General features: G+C 65.6%; 19 protein-coding genes and 1 tRNA gene. 12 read left to right on the top strand and 8 right to left on the bottom strand.

Annotation, left to right across the window (positions count from 1 at the left end; translation table 11 throughout):
* Positions 1–86: 86 nt before the first annotated feature.
* From L632_RS0104610 to L632_RS0104580, 7 genes are all read right to left on the bottom strand, one after another.
* Entirely contained in the window at positions 87–965 is an 879-nt protein-coding gene (locus tag L632_RS0104610; RefSeq protein ID WP_028716420.1) for a ParB/RepB/Spo0J family partition protein, read from the bottom strand.
* Positions 966–974: 9 nt separating this feature from the next.
* Entirely contained in the window at positions 975–1,751 is a 777-nt protein-coding gene (locus L632_RS0104605; protein ID WP_028711761.1) for a ParA family protein, read from the bottom strand.
* Entirely contained in the window at positions 1,744–2,328 is a 585-nt protein-coding gene (gene rsmG, locus L632_RS0104600; protein WP_028711760.1) for a 16S rRNA (guanine(527)-N(7))-methyltransferase RsmG, read from the bottom strand. Before rsmG ends, L632_RS0104605 begins: the two co-directional genes overlap by 8 nt.
* Positions 2,325–4,184, bottom strand: a complete 1,860-nt coding sequence (mnmG, locus tag L632_RS0104595; protein WP_028716419.1) for a tRNA uridine-5-carboxymethylaminomethyl(34) synthesis enzyme MnmG — start codon at positions 4,182–4,184, stop codon at positions 2,325–2,327. The genes rsmG and mnmG overlap by 4 nt, the downstream gene beginning before the upstream one ends.
* 8 nt (positions 4,185–4,192) lie before the next feature.
* A complete protein-coding gene (gene mnmE / locus L632_RS0104590; RefSeq protein ID WP_028711758.1) occupies positions 4,193–5,452 on the bottom strand; it encodes a tRNA uridine-5-carboxymethylaminomethyl(34) synthesis GTPase MnmE in 1,260 nt (419 codons plus the stop codon).
* Positions 5,453–5,468: 16 nt separating this feature from the next.
* Entirely contained in the window at positions 5,469–6,740 is a 1,272-nt protein-coding gene (gene rho, locus L632_RS0104585) for a transcription termination factor Rho (protein WP_028711757.1), read from the bottom strand.
* Between the two features lie 126 nt (positions 6,741–6,866).
* Positions 6,867–7,313: a CopD family protein gene (locus L632_RS0104580; RefSeq protein WP_028716418.1), complete on the bottom strand. Its 447-nt coding sequence runs from the start codon at positions 7,311–7,313 to the stop codon at positions 6,867–6,869.
* A gap of 594 nt (positions 7,314–7,907) precedes the next feature.
* Between L632_RS0104580 and L632_RS0104575 the strand changes: the two genes are divergently transcribed.
* The 10 genes from L632_RS0104575 (at position 7,908) to L632_RS0104530 (ending at position 20,249) form a co-directional block, all read left to right on the top strand.
* A complete protein-coding gene (locus L632_RS0104575) occupies positions 7,908–9,146 on the top strand; it encodes an aromatic ring-hydroxylating dioxygenase subunit alpha (RefSeq protein WP_028716417.1) in 1,239 nt (412 codons plus the stop codon).
* Positions 9,146–10,222: a hybrid-cluster NAD(P)-dependent oxidoreductase gene (locus tag L632_RS0104570; protein ID WP_051476375.1), complete on the top strand. Its 1,077-nt coding sequence runs from the start codon at positions 9,146–9,148 to the stop codon at positions 10,220–10,222. The genes L632_RS0104575 and L632_RS0104570 overlap by 1 nt, the downstream gene beginning before the upstream one ends.
* A gap of 157 nt (positions 10,223–10,379) precedes the next feature.
* The gene (gene fdnG / locus L632_RS0104560) at positions 10,380–13,463 is read left to right on the top strand and encodes a formate dehydrogenase-N subunit alpha (protein ID WP_084637766.1); all 3,084 of its coding nucleotides are present in this window, start codon (positions 10,380–10,382) and stop codon (positions 13,461–13,463) included.
* Positions 13,460–14,458 (top strand): formate dehydrogenase subunit beta, encoded by a 999-nt coding sequence (gene fdxH, locus L632_RS0104555; RefSeq protein WP_028711751.1) that lies wholly within the window; start codon positions 13,460–13,462, stop codon positions 14,456–14,458. The genes fdnG and fdxH overlap by 4 nt, the downstream gene beginning before the upstream one ends.
* Complete coding sequence (locus tag L632_RS0104550) at positions 14,458–15,144, top strand: formate dehydrogenase subunit gamma (RefSeq protein WP_028711750.1); 687 nt, start codon at positions 14,458–14,460, stop codon at positions 15,142–15,144. The genes fdxH and L632_RS0104550 overlap by 1 nt, the downstream gene beginning before the upstream one ends.
* A gap of 24 nt (positions 15,145–15,168) precedes the next feature.
* Complete coding sequence (fdhE, locus tag L632_RS0104545) at positions 15,169–16,077, top strand: formate dehydrogenase accessory protein FdhE (protein ID WP_028711749.1); 909 nt, start codon at positions 15,169–15,171, stop codon at positions 16,075–16,077.
* Positions 16,078–16,096: 19 nt separating this feature from the next.
* The gene (gene selB / locus L632_RS0104540; protein WP_028711748.1) at positions 16,097–18,028 is read left to right on the top strand and encodes a selenocysteine-specific translation elongation factor; all 1,932 of its coding nucleotides are present in this window, start codon (positions 16,097–16,099) and stop codon (positions 18,026–18,028) included.
* Positions 18,029–18,121: transfer RNA gene (locus L632_RS24230), tRNA-Sec, on the top strand.
* Between the two features lie 23 nt (positions 18,122–18,144).
* On the top strand, positions 18,145–19,200 hold the full coding sequence (locus tag L632_RS0104535) for an aldo/keto reductase (RefSeq protein ID WP_028711747.1): 1,056 nt from the start codon (positions 18,145–18,147) through the stop codon (positions 19,198–19,200).
* A 74-nt stretch (positions 19,201–19,274) separates the two neighbouring features.
* Positions 19,275–20,249 (top strand): nitronate monooxygenase family protein, encoded by a 975-nt coding sequence (locus L632_RS0104530; protein ID WP_028711746.1) that lies wholly within the window; start codon positions 19,275–19,277, stop codon positions 20,247–20,249.
* 105 nt (positions 20,250–20,354) lie between these two features.
* On the opposite strand, the gene L632_RS0104525 is transcribed toward L632_RS0104530, so the two are convergent.
* Positions 20,355–21,158: a response regulator gene (locus tag L632_RS0104525; protein WP_028711745.1), complete on the bottom strand. Its 804-nt coding sequence runs from the start codon at positions 21,156–21,158 to the stop codon at positions 20,355–20,357.
* Between the two features lie 93 nt (positions 21,159–21,251).
* On the opposite strand from L632_RS0104525, the gene L632_RS0104520 reads away from it, so the two are divergent.
* Positions 21,252–21,398 carry a NepR family anti-sigma factor gene (locus tag L632_RS0104520; RefSeq protein WP_019352327.1) on the top strand — a complete coding sequence of 49 codons (147 nt, stop codon included), beginning with the start codon at positions 21,252–21,254 and terminating at the stop codon, positions 21,396–21,398.
* 5 nt (positions 21,399–21,403) lie between these two features.
* Positions 21,404–21,997 (top strand): RNA polymerase sigma factor, encoded by a 594-nt coding sequence (locus tag L632_RS0104515; protein WP_028711744.1) that lies wholly within the window; start codon positions 21,404–21,406, stop codon positions 21,995–21,997.

The raw sequence follows: 21,997 nt of genomic DNA, 5'->3' as shown, positions 1-21,997 counted from the left end.
GTTGCTTCCGGGGTTTTTTCTTGGCCTGCAGGCCGCTATCGGCTGATTTGGTATTCTCTGCTTGGCAATAACACCATATATGGTGTTCAGTTGCCCGCGAGGATCTGACAGAGCCGGTCCAGCTGATCCAGATCGCGATAGGTGATCACCATCTGGCCGCCATCGACGCCGGCATGGTTGATAACCACCTTCATCTTGAGATGCGCGCTCAGATCACCTTCCAGGGCGCGGGTATCGGCGTCCTTCTCGTGTTTCTGGCTTCTAGGCTTGGACGGCTTCGGTCCCTCGGCCTGACGCCGGGCCAGTTCCTCGGTCTCGCGCACCGAAAGGCTTTTTTCGATTACCTTCCGCGCCAGCTCCACCGCATTCGGCGTGGTGATCAGGGCACGGGCGTGACCGGCGGTCAGCTTGCCCTCCTTGAGCCAGGCCTGGACCTGGTCGGGCAGGTTCAGCAGGCGAAGCAGGTTGGCAATGTGGCTGCGGCTCTTGTTCAGCGCCTCTGCCAGCCTCTCCTGCGTATGGCCGAAACGGTCCATGAGCTGACGGTAAGAGGCTGCCTCTTCGATCGCGTTCAGATCGGCGCGCTGGATGTTTTCGACAATGGCGACTTCCAGCACTTCGGTATCGTCCAGATCGCGGACGATGACCGGGACTTCGTGCAGCTGAGCGATCTGCGCCGCGCGCCAGCGGCGTTCGCCCGCCACAATCTGATAGAGGCCGCGATCCGTCGGATGCGGCCGCACGATCAGCGGCTGCAGCATGCCGCGGTTCTTCAGAGAATCGGCCAGTTCCTGCAGGGCCTCCGGGGCGAAACTGCGGCGCGGCTGATCCGGATTGGGCGTTAGCTGTTCGACCGGAAGGATCTGCCGCGGGGCGGGCCGTTCGGAGGGGATCAGGTCCACATCCGCCATCAGCGCCGAGAGACCGCGGCCAAGACCCCGCTTTTCCAGCTTGTTTTCTACCATGGTTCCTCCTCAGGCGGTGGCGAGTTGACGGGACAGGAACTCCCTGGCGAGCTCGCGATAGGCGGTGCTGCCCTTGGAATTCGGATCATATTGCAGAACCGGCATGGCATGGGAGGGCGCCTCGGACAACCGGACATTGCGCGGAATCACCGTCCGATAGACCAGACCGGAGAGCGTGCTGCGCGCATCGGCCTCGACCTGCTGCGACAGGTTGTTGCGATTGTCCGACATGGTCAGAAGCACGCCTTCGATACGCAGGTCGGGATTGGCGGTCTGGCGCACCTCGCGCACGGTCATGAGAAGCTGCGACAGGCCTTCGAGGGCGTAGAATTCGGCCTGCAGCGGCACCAGCACGCTGTTCGCCGCCACCATGGCATTGACCGTAAGCAGGCCAAGCGCCGGGGGGCAGTCGATCAGGATATAGTCGAACTCGGAGGTCACCGAGAGCTTGCGGCGCAGCAGCTGCGTCCGGCCGGCACGGTTGGAGAGTTCCAGATCCGCCGAGGCGAGGTCCCGATTCGAGGGCACGATGCGGAGATTGGCGATCGTGGTATCGCGCAGGGTCTCGGACAGCGCCTGCTCTCCGGTCAGCAGATCGTAGGAGGTCAGATCGCGATCCTCCAGCGGCACGCCCAGACCGGTGGAGGCATTTCCCTGCGGATCCAGATCGATAATGGCGACCTGCTGACCCTGTTCGGCCAAGGCGGCGCCGAGATTGATGGCCGTGGTGGTCTTTCCGACCCCGCCCTTCTGGTTGGCGACAGCAATGATTCGTGTCTCATGCATGGCGGATTCCCGTGATTTCCAGAATGGCGGCGTCAGGATCTGTCGCGCTCGGGTGGGTTGTCAGGTCAAATTTCCAGTCACGTCGGGCCTCGGAAACCTCGGACTGCCAGTTGCGGCCTTTCATCAGCCAAGCCGTGCCGGAGGGTGCCAGGTGCCGATCCACATATGCCATGAGCCGCGGAAGCGGGGCAAGCGCCCGCGCGCTGATATTGGCAGCATCAAGCCGATCCAGCTCTTCTATTCGCCCCGTCAGCACATTGGCGCCAGTCAAGGACAGTTCGCGTATGGCATTGCGTAAGAAAGCAGCCTTGCGCTGATCGCTTTCGACCAGCGTCAAGGGTCTGTCCGGCCGCATGATCGCCAGAACGATGCCCGGCAGACCGCCGCCACTGCCCAGATCGACCCAGTCCCCCGGCGATTTACGGGCGATTTCGGCCAACTGCAGGCAATCCGCGATATGGCGCGATTCAATCTGCTCAAGCGTGGAAGGCGCGATCAAATTGATCGCCGGATTCCACTTGCGTAGCAAGGCGGCATAGGCGGCGAGCCGCTCTGTTTCACATGAAACATTGCTCATGCGCTGCGACGGCTTCCGGCTCGAACCACCGCCAGAATCAACGTGAGCGCGGCAGGGGTCATGCCTTCGATATGCGCAGCCGCGGCGAGGGTTGCGGGCTGCTGCTGTTTCAGCTTGGATTTCAGCTCGTTCGACAGGCCGGAAAGGGCATCATAATCGAACTCCGCGGGAATTGCGATCGCCTCCTCCTTGCGCAAAAGCTCGGCGTCCTTGCTCTGCCGGTCGGTATATTGGTGATAGAGCGCGTCGATCGCCAGCTGCCGAATCGTCGAGGTATCTTGCGCGGCAAGTTCGACGTCCAATGCAAGAACTTGATCCTGTGGTATTTCCTGTTGCGCCAACAGGGCAAACAGGCTGCGCCGGACGCCGTCCTGGCGCACCTCGATCCCCGCGCGGACCAGTTCGGAAGGCGTGAAAGACACCAATTCCGCCCGCTGCCGGGCCGCCGAATAACGCCGCATCTTCTCACGAAACTGCACCGCGCGTTCCTGGCCAACACAACCGAGATCGATTCCAAGGGCCGTCAGGCGCTGATCGGCATTGTCGGCACGGAGCGAAAGCCGGAATTCGGCGCGCGAGGTGAACATGCGGTACGGTTCGCTGACGCCGCGCGTGACGAGATCGTCTATCATCACCCCGATATAGCTTTGCGCACGGCTGAAATGCAGCGGCGGCCGGCCTTGTGCTTTCAGAGCAGCATTCAGTCCCGCCACCAACCCTTGCGCCGCAGCTTCCTCATAGCCGGTGGTGCCATTGATCTGACCAGCCAGGAACAACCCGGCCAGGGTCTTCACCTCCAAAGACGGGGTCAGCGCGCGTGGGTCGACGTAATCATATTCCACCGCATAGCCCGGTTGCATGATCTGCGCCTGCTCCAGACCCCGAATCGAGCGGACATAATCCAGCTGCACATCTTCCGGCAGAGAGGTTGAAATTCCGTTCGGATAGACCAGATCGCTGTCCAGCCCTTCCGGCTCCAGGAAGATCTGATGCGAATCCTTGTCGGCGAATCGGACGATCTTGTCCTCGATCGAGGGGCAGTAACGCGGCCCCACCCCGTCGATCCGACCTCCATACATGGCAGATCGGCCGATATTCTCGCGGATCACCCGATGCGTTTCCGCATTGGTATGAGTGATCGCGCAGCTGATCTGGGGCACCTGCGGCACGTCGTTCAGGTAAGAGAACATGACCGGTTCTTCGTCGCCCGGCTGTTGGTCCAGACTGTCCCAGTCAATGCTTGCGCGCAGGATCCGCGGCGGCGTGCCGGTCTTCAACCGGCCCAAGGGCAGGTTCAGTGGACGAAGCGAAGCAGCCAGTCCGACCGAAGCCCGATCGCCCCAGCGTCCGGCTGGCCGTGAGACTTCACCAATATGGATCAGGCCGTTCAGAAAGGTGCCGGTGGTCAGGATCACCTGCCGCGATTCCAGTTCACTCCCATCCGCCATCCGTAGTCCGATGACCCGGCCCCGCTGATGCATCAGTTCCGTGACCTCGCCCAGGATCTGCGTCAGACCAGGCTGGCTTGTCACCACTGCTGCCGCGGCCTTGCGATAAAGCCGGCGATCGGCCTGCGCGCGCGGACCCTGCACCGCCGGGCCCTTGCGACGATTCAACAACCGGAACTGGATCCCTGCAGCATCGGCGATTCGGCCCATGACCCCGTCCATCGCGTCAATTTCGCGCACCAGATGGCCTTTGCCCAGCCCTCCGATTGCCGGGTTGCAAGACATCGTACCGATATCATCCCGATGCATCGTCACCAGCGCCGTTTCCGCGCCCATGCGGGCTGCGGCCATAGCGGCCTCGACGCCGGCATGACCCCCGCCAATCACGATGACGTCGAAATGTTTCACGTGAAACCCTACTTTCCAATACAGAACGAGCTGAAGATCTCGTCCAGATAATCCTCGGCCCCGACCCGGCCCACCATCATGGCCAATCCTTGAATCGCCTGGCGCAGTGCTTCCGCAAGGAATTCCGGTGCGTCATTCCTGTCGACATCCAGCGCCAGCCATGCTCTTTGCAAGGCTTCGGCCTGCCGCTTATGGCTCACAAGGCCGGAATCGGCAGCCCTGATCCGCAGGCGATCATAGACCATATCCAGAAGCTCTGCGACCCCCTCTCCGGTCCGAGCCGAGATCGCCAGACCCTGACCCTGCCCGAGATCCGCCTTGGAGCGGAGCACGATATCGTCTTCCTTCACCGCGTCGGTTGCAATGCCATCGACAGAAAGATGGATCCGCATATCCGCTTCGGCGGCCCGCTTCAACGCCCGCGCCACCCCCATCGCCTCCACCGGATCGTCGCTTTCACGCAGACCTGCGGTATCCAGGAAAGTGACCGGCAGACCGCGAAGATCGGCACGGAGTTCGAGGATGTCCCGGGTCGTCCCGGCAATCTCGGAGACCAAAGCGATGTCGCGCTGCCCGATCCGGTTCAGCAGAGTGGATTTTCCGGCGTTCGGCGGACCGATGATCGCCACCTCGTAACCCTGCCGCAACCGCTCGGTGGCTGGATAGCTGGCCAGCATCTGCCGGATATCGTCCCGGATCGCCCCGATCAGCGCAAAGGCCTCGGCGGGGACTTCCTCGGGAACCTCCTCATCGGCGAAATCGATGCTGGCTTCGATCAGTGCACCGGCGCGGATCAGACCCGCCCGCAACGCCTCGGCCTTTCGGGCCAGTTCGCCTTCCGTCCCGCGCATGGCCAGCTTGCGCTGCGCCTCCGTCTCGGCGGAAAGCAGATCGGCCAGTCCCTCGGCCTCGGCCAGGTCGATGCGCCCATTCAGAAAGGCCCGCCGGGTGAATTCGCCCGCTTCCGCCCGCCGCAATCCCTGGTTCAGAAGCGCCTGCGCCAGCCGGTTGGCAATGACCGGCGCACCATGCAGATGCAGTTCGGCCACTTCCTCCCCGGTAAAGCTGCGACCCTCCTCGAACCACAGGACCAGGGCGCGGTCGATCAGATCCTCGCCCTCCCGCAGCGCCCGCAAGGCGGCAACCCTGGGCGCCGGAACCGGCCCGGCCAGCGATTCCAGCGCGGCACGCGCCTTCGGTCCGCTCAGGCGGACAACGGTAACGCCCCCTCGCCCGGGCGGCGTCGCCTCGGCAAAGATCGTATCCACCGCATCCTCCGCGCCGTCAAGCGTTCATCGAGTCGAAGAATTCGCTGTTGGTCTTGGTCTGCTTCAGCTTCGAGATCAGGAACTCGATCGCATCCGTGGTGCCCATCGGGTTCAGGATGCGCCGCAGCAGATAGGTCTTCTGCAGGTCCTTGGCATCGACCAGCAACTCTTCCTTGCGGGTGCCGGACTTCAGGATGTCCATCGCCGGGAAGACGCGCTTGTCCGCAACTTTGCGGTCCAGCACGATCTCGCTGTTGCCGGTGCCCTTGAACTCCTCGAAAATCACCTCGTCCATGCGCGAGCCGGTGTCGATCAGCGCCGTGGCGATGATGGTCAGCGAGCCGCCCTCCTCGATGTTCCGCGCCGCGCCGAAGAACCGCTTCGGCCGCTGCAGCGCATTCGCATCGACGCCGCCGGTCAGGACCTTGCCCGAGCTCGGCACCACGGTGTTGAAGGCTCTACCAAGTCTTGTGATGGAATCCAGAAGGATCACAACATCTCGCTTATGCTCGACCAGACGCTTGGCCTTTTCGATGACCATTTCCGAAACCGCGACGTGCCGGCTCGCCGGCTCGTCGAAGGTCGAGGAGATCACCTCACCCTTGACCGAGCGCTGCATGTCGGTGACCTCTTCCGGCCGCTCGTCGATCAGCAGCACGATCAGGTAGCATTCCGGATGATTCTTCTCGATCGAATGGGCAATGTTCTGCAGCAGCACGGTCTTGCCGGTGCGCGGCGGCGCCACGATCAGCGAACGCTGGCCTTTGCCGATCGGCGCAACCAAGTCGATGATCCGGGCCGAACGGTCCTTGATGGTCGGGTCCTCGATCTCCATCTTCAGCCGCTCGTTCGGATAAAGCGGCGTCAGGTTGTCGAAGGCGACCTTGTGGCGGGCCTTTTCCGGATGCTCGAAATTGATCCGCTCGACCTTGGTCAGGGCAAAATAGCGCTCGTTCTCACCCGGGGCGCGGATCACCCCCTCGACCGTGTCGCCGGTGCGCAGCGAATGCTGGCGGATCATGTCGGGGCTGACATAGATGTCGTCGGGGCCGGGCAGATAGTTCGCCTCGGTCGAGCGCAGGAAGCCGAAACCGTCCTGCACCACCTCAAGGACGCCGTCGCCGCCAATCTCGAAGCCTTCCTCGGCATGCTCTTTCAGGATCGAGAACATCATCTCGCCCTTGCGCATGGTCGAGGCGTTCTCGATCTCCCATTCCTCGGCCATGGACAGCAGGTCGGCCGGGCTCTTGGCCTTGAGATCGGACAGGTTGAGGCGTTCTTCGGTCATGTCTAGCCTATGGGCGCGCGCTGCCCGACGCAGGATCGGCGCGCATTGGAAACTGTGTCTGGAAAATTCCCGCCGGACGGCGGATGCGCGTCACATAGGCAGAATCCGGGCGAGAGTCAATTCTTCCTAGAATTTCACGATCACCGAAAGCACGATCACCACCATGAACAGCGTCGGCAATTCGTTCATCATCCGATAGCGCCGCCCGCTCAGCCCCTGCCCGCGCAGCAGCGCCTTGCGCTGGCCGGCCAGCCAGAGGTGGAACCAGGTCATCGCCAGGACGCCCGCCGCCTTGCTCCACGGCCAGATCATCGTCCAGTCCACGATGCCCGGCGTCAGCACCAGCACCAGCCCGGCGATCCAGGTGACGATCATCGCCGGCCGCATGATCATGCGCAGCAGCTTGTCCTCCATGATCCGGAAGGATTGCGCCGGTTCCTGGCCCGTATGCCCGCGCTCGGCATGATAGACGAAAAGCCGCGGCAGATAGAACAGCCCGGCCATCCACGAGATCACCGCCATCACATGCAGGGCTTTGATCCACGGGTAAGCAAGAGCCAGGAAATCGGTCATGAGGCACCTCCAGCGACCTCTCCTCTATCAAAAAAGAATGAAAAGAAAGAAAGGATGATGTTGTGGTTGGGCCTGTGGATGACGGGAAATCCCTGTTCCACGCCGGATTTCCCCACCTTCGGCTTGCTGGGGAAAAAAACCGCGTTAACCATCCGTTAACGAAAAACAGGCGTTAAAACAGCACAGTAACCGGATGCACCCTGTGGATAAGTTTGTGAAAATTTTTCTTTTCCACAGCTTGGGGGCAATTCCTGACAGATTTTGAACATGTGGAGAAACCGGCTTTGTTCGCATCCCGTCCGACAGGGTGATCCACGGCGATGAGAAAGGGGCCCTGCTCTCCACAGCCCATGCCCCCCGAGTCGCCCGTGCTTATCCACAAGGTTATGCCCGCCCTGTCCGGTCGGCGCCGGCCGGGCCGGCCCCGTAGCCGTCCAGAAGGCCCCTACGCGACGGAGCCGCTTCGTCCCGGAGGGCCTGCGAAACCGGCCGATGTCCGTTTCCGTCATCCGAGCGTCGCATTTGAAGAATTGCGAGTCGGAAAACGGGTGCATTCCTGGGGACAGCACGTCCCTTAGCCAGCGGAATCCAGCCATGCTGAACACAGTCGAAATCCTGAACCAGCTCGCCGACCGGCGGAAGAACTTCTCGCTCAGCCGCGACCTCTACTGCGACGAGGGCGTCTTTCACGCCGATCTGGAGAATCTCTGGTATCGCGAATGGCTGTTTGCCATTCCCTCCTGCGACATCCCCAAGACCGGCAACCACGCCACGCTGCAGATCGGCGAATATCCGGTGGTGATCGTGCGCGGCGCCGACGGCCAGATCCGCGCCTTCCACAACGTCTGCCGCCATCGCGGCCAGCGGCTCTGCCCCAAGCAGAACGGCTCCTCGCCCAAGCTGGTCTGCCCCTATCACCAGTGGACCTACGACCTGGATGGCAAGCTGCTGTTCGCCCGCGACATGGGGCCGGATTTCGATGCCTCGAAATACAGCCTGAAGCCGGTGCATTGCCGGACCGAGGGCGGCATGGTCTTCATCTGCCTGGCCGACAACCCGCCGGATTTCGAACGCCTCGGCAGCTATCTGCGCGATTACGTCGGCGCCAGCGACCTGTCGAACGCCAAGGTCGCCTTCACCTCGACCATCGTCGAGAAGGGCAACTGGAAGCTGGTGATCGAAAACAACCGCGAATGCTACCATTGCGGCGGCAGCCATCCCTCGCTCTGCCGGACCTATTCCGACAACCCGCTGATGACGGTGATGGAGGGGCCCAACGCCGCCTCGCCCGAGATCCTGTCGCATTGGGACCGCTGCGACAAGGCCGGCCTGCCGGCGCGTTTCGTGAACGAGCCGGGGATGCAATGGCGCTTCGCCCGGGTGCCGCTGCTGAACAATGCCGAAAGCTTCACCATGTCCACCAAGGCGGCGGTGAACCGGCGCATGGGCACGATCCCGTGGAACGATGCCGGCAGCCTGATGTTCTATCACTTCCCGTCCAGCTGGAACCACTTCCTGCCCGACCACGCCATCGTCTTCCGCCTGCTGCCGATCTCGCCCACCGAGACCGAGGTGACGTCGAAATGGCTGGTCCACAAGGATGCGGTCGAGGGCGTGGACTACGACCTGCAGAAGCTGACCGAGGTCTGGCTGGCCACCAATGACGAGGACCGCCGCGTGGTCGAGGAGAACCAGAAGGGCATCCTGTCCCCCGCCTATGAGCCCGGCCCCTATTCGCCCAACCAGGAAGAGGGCGTGATCCATTTCGTCGACTGGTATGTGCGCCAGATGCTGGATCGCCTGTCCCCGACCCCGGCGATGGCTGCGGAATAATGGCGGTCCTGGTCAAGGCATTCGGCGACAAGCCGTGGAAGGACGACGAGCCGCTGGAATGCGTGATGGTGGTGCCCGAGACCTCGGACACCGCCACCTTCACCTTCCGCGCCCCCTCTGGCGCCTGGTTCGACTATCAGCCCGGCCAGTTCGTCACCCTGGACCTGCCGGTGCCGGGCGGCAACGTGCAGCGCACCTATACGATCAGCTCCAGCCCGTCGCGGCCGCTGTCCATCTCGGTCACGGTCAAGGCGCAGCCGGGCAGCGTCGGCGGGCGCTGGATGATCGACCACCTGCGGCCGGGGATGCGGCTCAAGGCTTTCGGGCCGGCGGGCATCTTCTCCTTCGTGCGGCACGAGGCGGCGAAATACCTGTTCATCTCGGCCGGTTCGGGCATCACCCCCGTGATGTCCATGACCACCTGGGCCTGGGATTCGGGCGAGATGCCGGACATCGTCTTCGTCCATGCCGCCCGCAGTCCCAGCGAGATCATCTTCCGCCAGCGGCTGGAGGGCATGGCCGACCGGGTGCCGGGCCTGCAGCTGCGCTTCACGGTCGAGGATTCCGACCCGTTCCGCACCTGGCACGGCTATCGCGGCCGGCTGAACCAGATCATGCTGGGCCTGATGGCCCCGGACTACCTGGAGCGCGAGGTGTTCTGCTGCGGGCCCGAGCCCTTCATGCAGGCGGTGCGCGACATGCTGATCGCGCTCGGCTTCGACATGGACCATTACCACCAGGAAAGCTTCGGCGCCCCGATCCGCAACGAATCCGAGGCCCCGGTGCTGGACGACGTCGTCCCGGACGAGGACAGCGCCGCCCAGATCACCTTCGAAAGCTCGGGCGTGGTGGCGAAATGCAACGAGACCGACACGGTGCTGGCGGTGGCCAAGGCCAACGGGCTGAACATCCCCTCGGGCTGCACCTTCGGCCTGTGCGGCACCTGCAAGGTCAGGAAGACCGCCGGCGAGGTGCATATGGTCCATAACGGCGGCATCACCGACGAGGATATCGAGGAAGGCTATATCCTGGCCTGCTGCTCGCATCCCATCGGCGCCGTCTCGGTCGAGGTCTGACGGGCCAGGGGCGCAGCTTGGCAAAGACCCTGGGTTTTTCTGGGAAAAGGGGCGGGCCGGAAGGGTCCGCCCCTTTTTCGTGCCAAGCTTGACAGAGCTACCATACCGCGCAATCCTGACCGCGTACCTATCGATATGACAGGCAAAGGAGGGCACGATGAACATCGACCTCTCGCGGCGCGGTTTCCTGAAACTGGCGGGCGCGGGTGTCGCGGCGACATCGCTCGGGGCCATGGGCTTCGGCGGGGCGGAGGCGGCGGAACAGGCGCATGTGCGTGCCTTCAAGCTGGCCTCGACGACCGAGACGCGCAACACCTGTCCCTATTGCTCGGTGGCCTGCGGCATCATCATATATTCGAACGGCGACCTGAAGGCCGGCGAAGAGGCCAAGGTGATGCATATCGAAGGCGATGCCGACCATCCGACGAACCGCGGCACGCTTTGCCCGAAAGGCGCGGCGCTCAAGGATTTCGTCAATGCCGAGACGCGCCTGACCACGCCGCGCATCCGCCGGCCCGGTGCGGCCAGCTTCGAGGAGATCTCCTGGGAAGAGGCGCTGGACAAGATCGCCCGCGCGCTCAAGGACGACCGCGACGCCAACATGGTGCTGACCAACGACGACGGCGTGCCGGTCAACCGCTGGACCACCACCGGTTTCCTGGCTGCCTCGGCCACCACCAATGAAACCGCATGGCTGACCTACAAGGTGGTCAGGTCCATGGGGATCGTCGGATTCGACAACCAGGCGCGCGTCTGACACGGCCCCACGGTGTCCAGTTTGGGCCCGACATTTGGCCGTGGAGCGATGACCAACTCCTGGACCGACATCAAGAATACCGACCTCGTGGTCGTCATGGGCGGCAATGCCGCCGAAGCCCATCCCTGCGGCTTCAAATGGGTGACCGAGGCCAAGGCCGCCCGCGGCGCCAAGCTGATCGTGGTGGACCCGCGCTTCACCCGCACGGCTTCGGTGGCCGACTATTATGCGCCGATCCGGCCCGGCTCGGACATTGCCTTCCTGATGGGCCTGATCAACTGGATGATCCAGAATGACAAGGTGCAATGGGACTATGTCCGCCACTTCACCAACGCCCCCCTGATCGTGAAGGACGAATACGGCTGGAGCGACGGGCTGTTCACCGGCTACGACCCCGAAAAGCGCGATTATGACAAGTCGAGCTGGGACTATGTGATCGGCGAGGACGGCTTTGCCGCCGTGGACATGACGCTGGAGCATCCGCGCTGCGTCTGGAACCTGCTCAGGGAACATGTCTCGCGCTATACGCCCGAGCTGGTCGAGGAGGTCTGCGGCACGCCCCGGGACCGCTTCCTGAAGATCGCCGAGATGATCGGCGAATGTTCGGCGCCCGACAAGACCATGACCTCGATGTATGCGCTTGGCTGGACCCAGCACGCCAAGGGTGCGCAGAACATCCGCGGCATGGCCATGCTGCAGCTGATCCTGGGCAATATCGGCGTCCGGGGCGGCGGGATGAACGCGCTGCGCGGCCATTCGAACATCCAGGGGCTGACCGATATCGGGCTGATGTCGAACCTGATCCCCGGCTATCTGAACATCCCGACCGAGAAGGAGCCGGACTGGCAGACCTACATGTCCAGCCGCAGCTTCAAGCCGCTGCGGCCGGGCCAGACCAGCTATTGGCAGAACTATCCCAAGTTCATGGTCAGCTTCATGAAGGCGATGTGGGGCGACACCGCCACGGCCGAGAACGACTGGGCCTATCACTACCTGCCCAAGCTGGACGTGCCGACCTATGACATCCTGCGCATGTTCGAGCTGATGGATGTCGGCCAGGTGAACCTGTATTTCTGCCAGGGCTTCAACCCGCTGCTGGCCTTCCCCAACCGCGCCAAGGTGACCTCGGCCCTGTCCAGGCTGAAGCTTCTGGTTGTGATGGACCCGCTGGAGACCGAGACGGCGCATTTCTGGGAAAACCACGGCGAACATAACGACGTGGATACCGCCTCGATCCAGACCGAGGTGCTGGAGCTGCCCTCGTCCTGCTTTGCCGAGGATGACGGCGCGCTGGTCAATTCCGGGCGCTGGCTGCAATGGCACTGGTCTGCGGCGACGCCGCCCGGCCAGGCCAGGCATGACACCTGGATCATGGCGCAGATCTTCCTGCGGGTGAAGAAGCTCTATCAGGAAGAGGGCGGCGTCTTCCCCGACCCGATCCTGAACCTGACCTGGGACTATGCCGACCCCGACGAGCCCTCGCCCGAGGAACTGGCCAAGGAAATGAACGGCCGGGCGCTGGAGGATGTCTACGACCCCGCCGACCCGACGAAACTGCTGACCGCCAAGGGCAAGCAGTTGCTGAACTTCAGCCAGTATCGCGACGACGGCTCGACCATGGGCGCCTGCTGGATCTATTCCGGCTGCTGGAACGAGGACGGCAACAACATGGCCCGGCGGGACAATGCCGACCCGGACGAGACCGGTGCCTATCCGAACTGGACCTTCTCCTGGCCGCTGAACCGGCGGATCCTTTACAACCGCGCCTCTGCCGATCTGCAGGGCCGGCCCTGGGACCCCTCGCGCAAGCTTCTGGAATGGGACGGCGAGAAATGGACCGGCTATGACGTGCCCGACATCGCGCCGACCGCCAGGCCGGAAGAGGTCGGCCCCTTCATCATGAACCAGGAAGGCGTCTCGCGTCTGTTCAGCCGCGGCATGATGCGCGACGGCCCCTTCCCGACGCATATGGAGCCGTTCGAGTCGCCCCTGGCCAACGTGTTCAACCCGCAGATGCGCGGCAATCCGGTGGCGCGGGTCTTTGCCAGCGATGCCGAGCAGTTCGCCACCAGCGAGGAATTCCCGATCGCGGCGACCTCCTATCGCCTGACCGAGCATTTCCACTACTGGACCAAGCACAACCGCATCAACGCGGCCCTGCAGCCGGAATTCTTCGTCGAGATCAGCCGCGAGCTGGCCGCCGAAAAGGGCATCCGGCAGGGCGGCTGGGTGCGGGTCTGGTCCAAGCGGGGCGAGGTCAAGGCCAAGGCTCTGGTAACGGGGCGGCTGAAGCCGATGCAATGCGGCGACAGGCTGGTCCATGTCATCGGCATCCCGCTGCACTGGGGCTTCATGGGCGCGGCGCGCAAGGGGTTCGGGCCGAACAGCCTGACGCCTTTTGTCGGCGACGCCAATGTGGAAACGCCTGAATTCAAGGCGTTCCTGGTCAATATCGAACCCGCGACAGGGGAGGCCGTGTCATGACGACGGACCCGAACCTCGACAGCCCGCGCACGGCGGTCTCGAATCCGCCGGTGCAGCCGATGCAGGCCAATCTGGGGCCGGGCGACGTCGTCCGCGCCTCGGCCATGCCCGACCTGCCGCCGCCGACGCGCGAATTGACGCCGGTGGCCAAGCTGATCGACGTGTCGAAATGCATCGGCTGCAAGGCCTGCCAATCGGCCTGCGCCGAATGGAACGACACCTATCCCGAGATCGAGGAAAACGTCGGCCTTTACGAAAATCCGCACGACCTGACGCCCGACATGTTCACCCTGATGCGGTTCTCGGAATACGAGAATCCGCAGACCGGGGATTTCGAATGGCTGATCCGCAAGGACGGCTGCATGCATTGCGCCGATCCGGGCTGCCTCAAGGCCTGCCCGGCCCCCGGCGCCATCGTGCAATATTCGAACGGCATCGTGGATTTCATCCACGAGAACTGCATCGGTTGCGGCTATTGCGTGACCGGCTGTCCCTTCGACATCCCGCGCATCAGCCAGAAAACCCATGTCAGCTACAAATGCACGCTGTGCTCGGACCGCGTGGCGGTGGGCCAGGGCCCGGCCTGCGCCAAGGCCTGCCCCACCCAGGCCATCGTCTTCGGCACCAAGGAGGACATGCTGGCCCATGCCGAGGCGCGGGTCGAGGATCTGAAGTCGCGCGGCTACGACAATGCCGGCATCTACGATCCGCAGGGCGTGGGCGGCACGCATGTCTTCTATGTGCTGCATCATGCCGACCAGCCCTCGCTTTATTCCGACCTGCCGGAACAGCCGCGCATCTCGCCGGTGGTCGAGGGCTGGAAGGGCGTGACCAAGACGCTGGGCCTGGCCGCCATCGGCGCCGCGGCCATCGGTTCGGTCCTGCACGGGCTGATGACGCGCGCTAACAAGGTCTCGGCCGAGGATGAGAGCCATGCCGAGGAACTGGTCGAGGGCCGCGAGCCCCCGGTCCCGCCGGGAAGGGAGGTGCTGTGATGCCGAAACGCATGTTCTCGGCCCCGGGCGACCATATCGAAAGCCGCCATCCGGTCACGGTCAGCCGCTATCGCGGCATCACGCGGTTGAACCATTGGGTGACGGCGGCCAGCCTGATCGTGCTGCTGCTTTCGGGGCTGGCGCTGTTTCACCCGGCGCTCTACTTCCTGACCGGGCTGTTCGGCGGCGGGCAGATGACGCGCTGGCTGCATCCCTTCGTGGGCGTGCTGCTGTTCTTCAGCTTCCTGCTGCTGTTCCTGCAGATGTGGCGGCTGAACCTGCCCCGCCCCGAGGACCGCACCTGGGTCAGCCATATCGGCGAGGTCGTCCGCGGCGAAGAGGAAAAGCTGCCCGAGCTGGGCAAATACAATGCCGGGCAGAAATTCGTCTTCTGGGCCATGTCGGTGCTGATCGTGGTGCTGATCGTCTCGGGCGTGATGATCTGGCAGCAATATTTCCCCGATCTGGTCTCGATCGCGGTGCGGCGCTGGGCGGTGCTGATCCATGCGCTGGCGGCGGTGGCGATCATCCTGACCTTCATCCTGCATGTCTATGCGGCGATCTGGACCCGCGGCACCATCCGCGCCATGACGCGCGGCACGGTGACCGGCGGCTGGGCCTGGCGGCACCATCGCAAATGGCTGCGCGAACTGGCTGGACGCGAGGGAGGCGGCCCGGCAGAGTAGGCCAAAGCGACCCGAAAGGAAGCCATGTCCACCGCCCTGAATCCCGATCCCGCGATGATCGGCGGCGTCGCCAAGGTCCCCCTGGCGCGCCTGCCCGAGCCCGCGGCGCTGTTCTCGACCCGCGCCGAGCGGTTCGATTTCCTGGCCGGGCACAGCCCGAACCTTGCCCCCTACCTGCGGTTTCTGGCCGGGATCTGCCGGGCGCAGGCCGGTCTGGTCGGCGACCTGCCCCGCCCCGAGGCGCAGCCGCCCGAGCGGATCGAACTGGCTCGCGCCAGCCGCATGTCGCCCTTGGACCGCAACGTCATGCGCGACGGGCTGGCGCAGGCGCTGCCGCTGCTGCTGGAGCGGCTCGCCTCGCTTGAGATGCCCGAGCCGGCGCGGCTGGCGCTGGGGGCCCTGCAGGCGGCCGAGCCCGCGGATCTGGACTGGGTGATGGGCAATGTGCTGACCGACATCATCCCCGAGGACAGCGTCGCCCCGCATCTGTTCGCCGCCGCCGCCCTGCAGGTCCATGCCGCGATGCAGGCGGCTGCGCTGGACGCCGAAAAACTGGTGCCGATCCGCACCGGCACCTGCCCGGCCTGCGGCGGCCGCCCGGCCACCAGCCTCGTCACCGAAAGCCTTGGAGCCGAAGGGGCGCGCTATTGCGCCTGCGCCACCTGCCAGACGCTGTGGAACGAGGTGCGGGTGAAATGCCTCTGCTGCGGCTCGACCAAGGGCATCTCCTATCGCTCGGTCGAGACCGGCGAGGCCACGGTCAAGGCCGAGGTCTGCCGCGAATGCGGCAGCTGGGTCAAGATCCTGTATCAGAATCGCAATCCCTCGCTGGAACCCATCGCCGACGACGTCGCCAGCCTGGGCCTCGACCTGATGATGCGGGACACCGAATGGAAGCGGGGCGGCTTCGACCCCTTCCTGACCGGCTATTGACGGCGGCGCGGCGCGGGCGATGATCGTCGGCACGGCGGGGCATATCGACCATGGCAAGACGGCGCTGGTCCGGGCCCTGACCGGGATCGAGACCGACCGGCTGGCCGAGGAAAAGGCCCGCGGCATCACCATCGAACTGGGCTTCGCCTATGCCGATCTGGGCGGCGGCGCCGTGACCGGTTTCGTCGATGTGCCGGGGCACGAGAAATTCGTCCATACCATGCTGGCCGGGGCCGGCGGCATCGACCTGGCGCTGCTGGTCGTCGCCGCCGATGACGGCATCATGCCGCAGACGCGCGAGCATCTGGCGATCCTCGACCTTCTGGGCATCAACCGCGGCATGGTCGCGCTGACCAAATCCGACCTGGCCCCGCCCGAACGCATCGCCCGGCTTTCCGCCCGGATCGCGGAGCTGCTGGCCCCGACCGGCCTTGCCGGCGCGCCGGTCTTTCCGGTCTCGTCCCTGACCGGCGCGGGCATCGACGCCCTGCGCGCCGCGCTGGTGCAGGCCGAGGCGCAGACCGCCGCCCGCGCCACCGAGGCGCGGTTCCGCCTGGCCATCGACCGCAGCTTCACCCTGGCCGGGACGGGCACCGTGGTCACCGGCACCGTGCTGTCGGGCCGGGTCGCGGCGGGCGACCAGATCGTCCTCAGCCCCTCCGGCCTGCCGGCCCGCGTGCGGGGCATCCACGCCCAGAACCGCAAGGCCGAAACCGGCCTTGCCGGCCAGCGTTGCGCGCTGAACCTCGCCGGCGAAGGGGTGACGCGCGAGGCGATCCATCGCGGCGACGTGGCGCTGGACCCGGCGCTGCACGCGCCCACCCAGCGCATCGACGTGATCCTGCGCGTGCTGGACGGCGAGCCCAGGCCGCTGGCGACATGGTTCCCCGCCCGCCTGCATCTGGGCGCGGCCGAGACCGGCGCCCGCATCGTGCCGCTGGAGGGGCCGCTGGCGCCGGGCGGCGAAGGGCTGGCGCAGCTCGTCCTCGACCGCCCGTTGGCCGCGACGCTGGGCGAACGCTTCATCCTGCGCGACGTCTCGGCCCGGCGCACCATCGGCGGCGGGCGGCTGATCGACCTGCGCGCCCCCGCCCGCCACCGCGCCCGGCCCGAGCGGCTGGCCGCGCTGCGCGCCATGGCCCTGCCCGACCCGGCCGAGGCGCTGTCGGCGCTGGCCGGGCTGGCGCTGATCGACCTCGACGCCTTCGCCCGCGACCGCGCCCTGTCGCCCGCCGGGCTGGAGCGCGCCGCCGCCGCCTCTGGCATCGCCATCGTTCCCGGCACGCGGCAGGCGCTCGCCCCCGCCCGGCTCAAGGCGCTGCGCGAACGGATGCAGGGGGAACTGGCGGCTTTCCATGCCGAGAACGCCGATCTTCAGGGGCTGGGCCGGGAAAAGCTGCGGCTCGCGCTCGTCCCGCGCCTGTCCAAGCCGGATTTCGCCGCCTTCATCCGCGCCGAGGCGGCGGCGGGCCGCATCGCGCTGGACGGCGCCTTCATCCGCTTGCCCGGCCACCTGCCGCGCCTCTCGCCCGAGGACGAGGCGCTGCTGGACCGCATCCTGCCGCGGCTTTCGGGCGAGGAACGCTTCCGCCCGCCGCGCGTGCGCGACTTTGCCCACGAACTCGGTGCGGACGAGGCCGAACTGCGCCGCATGATGCGCATGGCCGCCCGGCAGGGCCGCATCGACCAGATCGCGCATGACCATTTCTTCGCCCGCGCCACCACCATCGAGATGGTCGGCATCATCCGCGAGCTGTCCGCGCAGGCGCCGGACGGCTGGTTCACCGCCCCGGCCTTTCGCGACCGGGTGCAGAACGGCCGCAAGGTGGCGATCCAGATCCTTGACTTCTTCGACCGGCTCGGTCTGACCTTGCGTCGCGGCGATCTTCGTCGCATCAACCCGCATCGGATCGACCTGTTCACCCCGGACAGGCCGGACGGTCAGGACTAGGGAAGAGAAGCGTCCCCGGTGGGGCGGCCGGACTTCAAATCCGGTTGGGGCAGTGAGCCTGTCCCGGGTGGGTTCGACTCCCACTCTCTTCCGCCGGATGCGACGAAAGGACGGCAATGAACAGCATGACGCTCGGCAACGGCGAGGTTCGGGTCAGCGGGGTCTGCCTGGGCACGATGACCTTCGGCAACCAGACCCCGGCGGCCGAGGCCCATGCCCAGATGGACCGGGCGCTGGCCGCCGGGATCGGCTTCTTCGACACGGCCGAGATGTATCCGGTGAACCCGGTCCGGCGCGAGACCGTCGGCCGAAGCGAGGAGATCATCGGCGATTGGCTGGCCGCGCGCGGTGGCCGCGACCGCGTGCAGATCGCCACCAAGGTGACCGGCCCCAGCGGCACCGTCCGGGCCGAGGGCTATGACGGCGCCATCCTGCGCCGGACCGTCGACGCCTCGCTGAAGCGGCTCAGGACCGATCATATCGACCTCTATCAGCTGCACTGGCCGCTGCGCGGCAGCTACGCCTTTCGCCAGAACTGGCGTTACGACCCCTCGCAGCAGGACCGTGCCGCGACGCTGGCGCATATGGCGGATGTGCTGGAAGCGGCGGCCGATCTGCACCGGGCCGGCAAGATCCGCGCCTTCGGCCTGTCGAACGAATCCGCCTGGGGCACGGCGCGCTGGATCGACACGGCCGAGCGGCTGGGCGCGCCCCGCGTCGCGGCGATCCAGAATGAATATTCCCTGCTCTACCGCGCCTACGACACCGACCTGGCCGAGCTTGCGGTGAATGAGGGGGTGACGCTGCTTGCCTATTCGCCGCTGGCGGCGGGGCTCCTGACCGGCAAATACCAGGACGGCGGCAACCCGCCGGGCAGCCGGGCGGCGGTCGATGTCGAAACCGGCGGCCTGGGCAACCTGGGCGGCCGCCGCACCGACCGCGCGATCGAGGCCGTCGCGGCCTGGCTGAAGCTGGCGGCCGAGCTGGGGCTGGACCCGGTCCACATGGCCATCGCCTTCACCCGGCAGCGGCCGTTCCCGTCGATCCCGATCATCGGCGCCACCGATGCGGCGCAGCTCGACCACCTGCTTGCCGGCCTGGACCTGGTGCTGTCCGACGAGGCGCTGCGGCGCATCGACCAGCTGCACCGCGTCCATCCCATGCCCTATTGAGCCGACGCGACGGAACCGTTGGCAGCGCCGCCGGGGGCGGGCAATCTGCCCGCGACCCGACCGGAGGAGAAACCATGCTGCCGCCCATCCTTGCCCACCTGCGCATTCCCGTCGTCGCCTCGCCGATGTTCATCGTCTCGGGGCCCGATCTGGTGATCGCGCAATGCAAGGCCGGCATCGTCGGCAGCTTCCCGGCGCTGAACGCCCGTGAAAAGGATGGCGAGCCGCCGCTGCTCGACGCCTGGCTGACCCGCATCGCCGAGGAACTCGACCGCCACAACCAGGCCAATCCCGACCATCCCGCGGCGCCCTTCGCGGTGAACCAGATCGTGCACCGCTCGAACGCCCGGCTGCAGCGCGATATCGAGATCTGCCACAGGCACAGGGTGCCGATCTGGATCACCAGCCTGGGCGCCCGGCCCGAGGTGAACGCGGCGGCGCATGACTGCGGCGGCATCGCCCTGCATGACGTGATCAACAACAGCTTCGCCCGCAAGGCGATCGAAAAGGGCGCCGACGGGCTGATCGCGGTCGCGGCGGGCGCCGGCGGTCATGCCGGCCCGCAATCGCCCTTTGCCCTGGTCCAGGAAATCCGCGCCTGGTTCGACGGCCCGCTGCTGCTCTCCGGCGCCATCGCCACCGGTCGGGCGGTGCTGGCGGCGCAGGCCATGGGCGCCGATCTGGCCTATGTCGGCAGCCCCTTCATCGCCACCGAGGAAGCCAACGCTCCCGCCGACTACAAGCGCATGATCGTGGATTCCGGTGCCGAGGACGTGGTCACCTCCTCGCTCTTCACCGGCGTCTCGGGCAATTACCTCGCGCCCTCGATCCGCGCCGCCGGGCTCGACCCGGAAAACCTCGCGACGGCCGATGCCACGGCGATGGATTTCGACAAGGCCACCTCGGGCGGCAAACCCAAGGCCTGGAGCCAGATCTGGGGCTCGGGCCAGGGCATCGGCGTGGTCAAATCCGTGACCCCGGCCGCCGAACTGATCGACCGCCTGGCCACGGAATACGCCGCCGCCCGCCGCCGCCTCTGCGCCGACTGAGCGCGCTTCACCGTTTCCCAAATACTCAAGAAGCCGCGCGCCTAGGGCCCGCGGCTTCTTTGCTCTGCAAATACCCCCGGCGACGCCGCAACCGGCGCCCAGGACTCAGCTGACCGCCAGCCCCTCGGTGGTGGCGAAGAACATCGCCTGGCTGACCGCCGAGCGCACCTGCTCCTCGGAATAGGGTTTCGAGATCAGGAAGGCCGGCTCGGGCCGGTCCCCGGTCAAGAGCCGCTCGGGGAAGGCGGTGATGAAGATCACCGGAATGTCGCCCATGTCGCGCAAGAGCTCGTTCACCGCATCGATGCCCGAGGAGCCGTCGGCCAGCTGGATATCGGCCAGGATCAGGTCGGGGCGCTTCTGATGCGCCAGATCGACGGCGGCGGCATGGGTGCGGGCGATGCCGGTGACATCGTGGCCCATGGCCTGCACGATGCCCTTCAGGTCCATGGCGATGATGGTCTCGTCCTCGATCACCATGACCTTGCCGGTCAGCGACTGCCCCATCTCGTTCAGCGCGATCTGCACCAGCTCCTCGGCCTCGTCCTGCGGACATTGCATGATCTGCGCGATCTGGTCGTAGCGCAGTTCCTCGATGGTGCGCAGCAGCAGCGCCTCGCGGGAATTCGGGGTCAGCCCGCGCAGATGCGCCTGGGCGCGGGCCTCGCGCGGGGTCTGGGTTTCCAGCTCGACCGGCTGGCCCGAGCTTTGCCAGATCGCATGGAAGGTGCGGAACAGCCCGATTCGGGTGTCCTCGCCGTCCATCAGGCTGCGGTCGGTCAGGATCGCCTCCAGCGTGGCGGCGGCGTAATTGTCGCCGGCGGTCTGGCTGCCGGTCAGCGCACGCGCGTAGCGCCGCAGATAGGGCAATTCCCGGCTGATGGACTGGGCAAGATCCGCTGCGGTCATGGCTACCTCGAAAAAAGCGTCGTGTGTCGGAACCTGATCGGATAGGTAACGGTTAGGCAAGGTGCGCACAAGATTACCGGGAATAACTAAAAAATGAATACCAGGCGTGAGGAACGCAGGCGAGCAGCCATAGAAAAGCAGATCGACGAGAATCTGCGCCGGGTCTATGAACAGGACGCGACGCAGCAGATTCCAGACAGGTTCTTGCAATTGCTCGACAAATTGCGCGAGCAGGAGTGAGCTGAATGACCGATCGCAAAGCGGCGCAAACCGCCCGCCCCGAGGCCCATGGCGATCCTCGGGACGAGCTGGTCGAGCACCTGCCGGCGCTGCGCGCCTTCGCGCTGTCGCTCACGCGCGAGGGGGCCTCGGCCGACGACCTCGTGCAGGACACAATCGTCAAGGCCTGGACGCATATCGACAAGTTCCAGCCCGGCACCAACCTGCGGGCCTGGCTGTTCACCATCCTGCGCAACACCTTCTATTCCGCGCGCCGAAAGACCCGGCGCGAGGTCAGCGATACCGATGGCGTCCATGCCGCCCGGCAGGCCACCCGCCCCGAGCATGACGGCCGTCTGGCGCTGAACGACTTCCGCGCCGCCTTCGAGCAGCTGCCCGACGAGCAGCGCGAGGCGCTGATCCTGGTCGGGGCCTCGGGCTTTTCCTACGAGGAGGCGGCGGCGATGACCGGCGTGGCCGTGGGCACCGTCAAGTCGCGCGCCAATCGCGGCCGCCGCCGGCTGGCCGAACTGCTGCAGCTTGAGGAGGGCGAGGAGCTGGAGATGACCGACCGTGCCACTCTGGCGGTGATGGCGCAGAACACCCCGATCCTGCGCTGA

The sequence above is a fragment of the Paracoccus sp. J39 genome (assembly GCF_000518925.1).
In the GTDB taxonomy this organism is placed as follows: domain Bacteria; phylum Pseudomonadota; class Alphaproteobacteria; order Rhodobacterales; family Rhodobacteraceae; genus Paracoccus.
The sequence above is the reverse complement of the archived record's forward strand: the minus strand, read 5'-3'. Positions and strand labels throughout refer to the sequence as shown.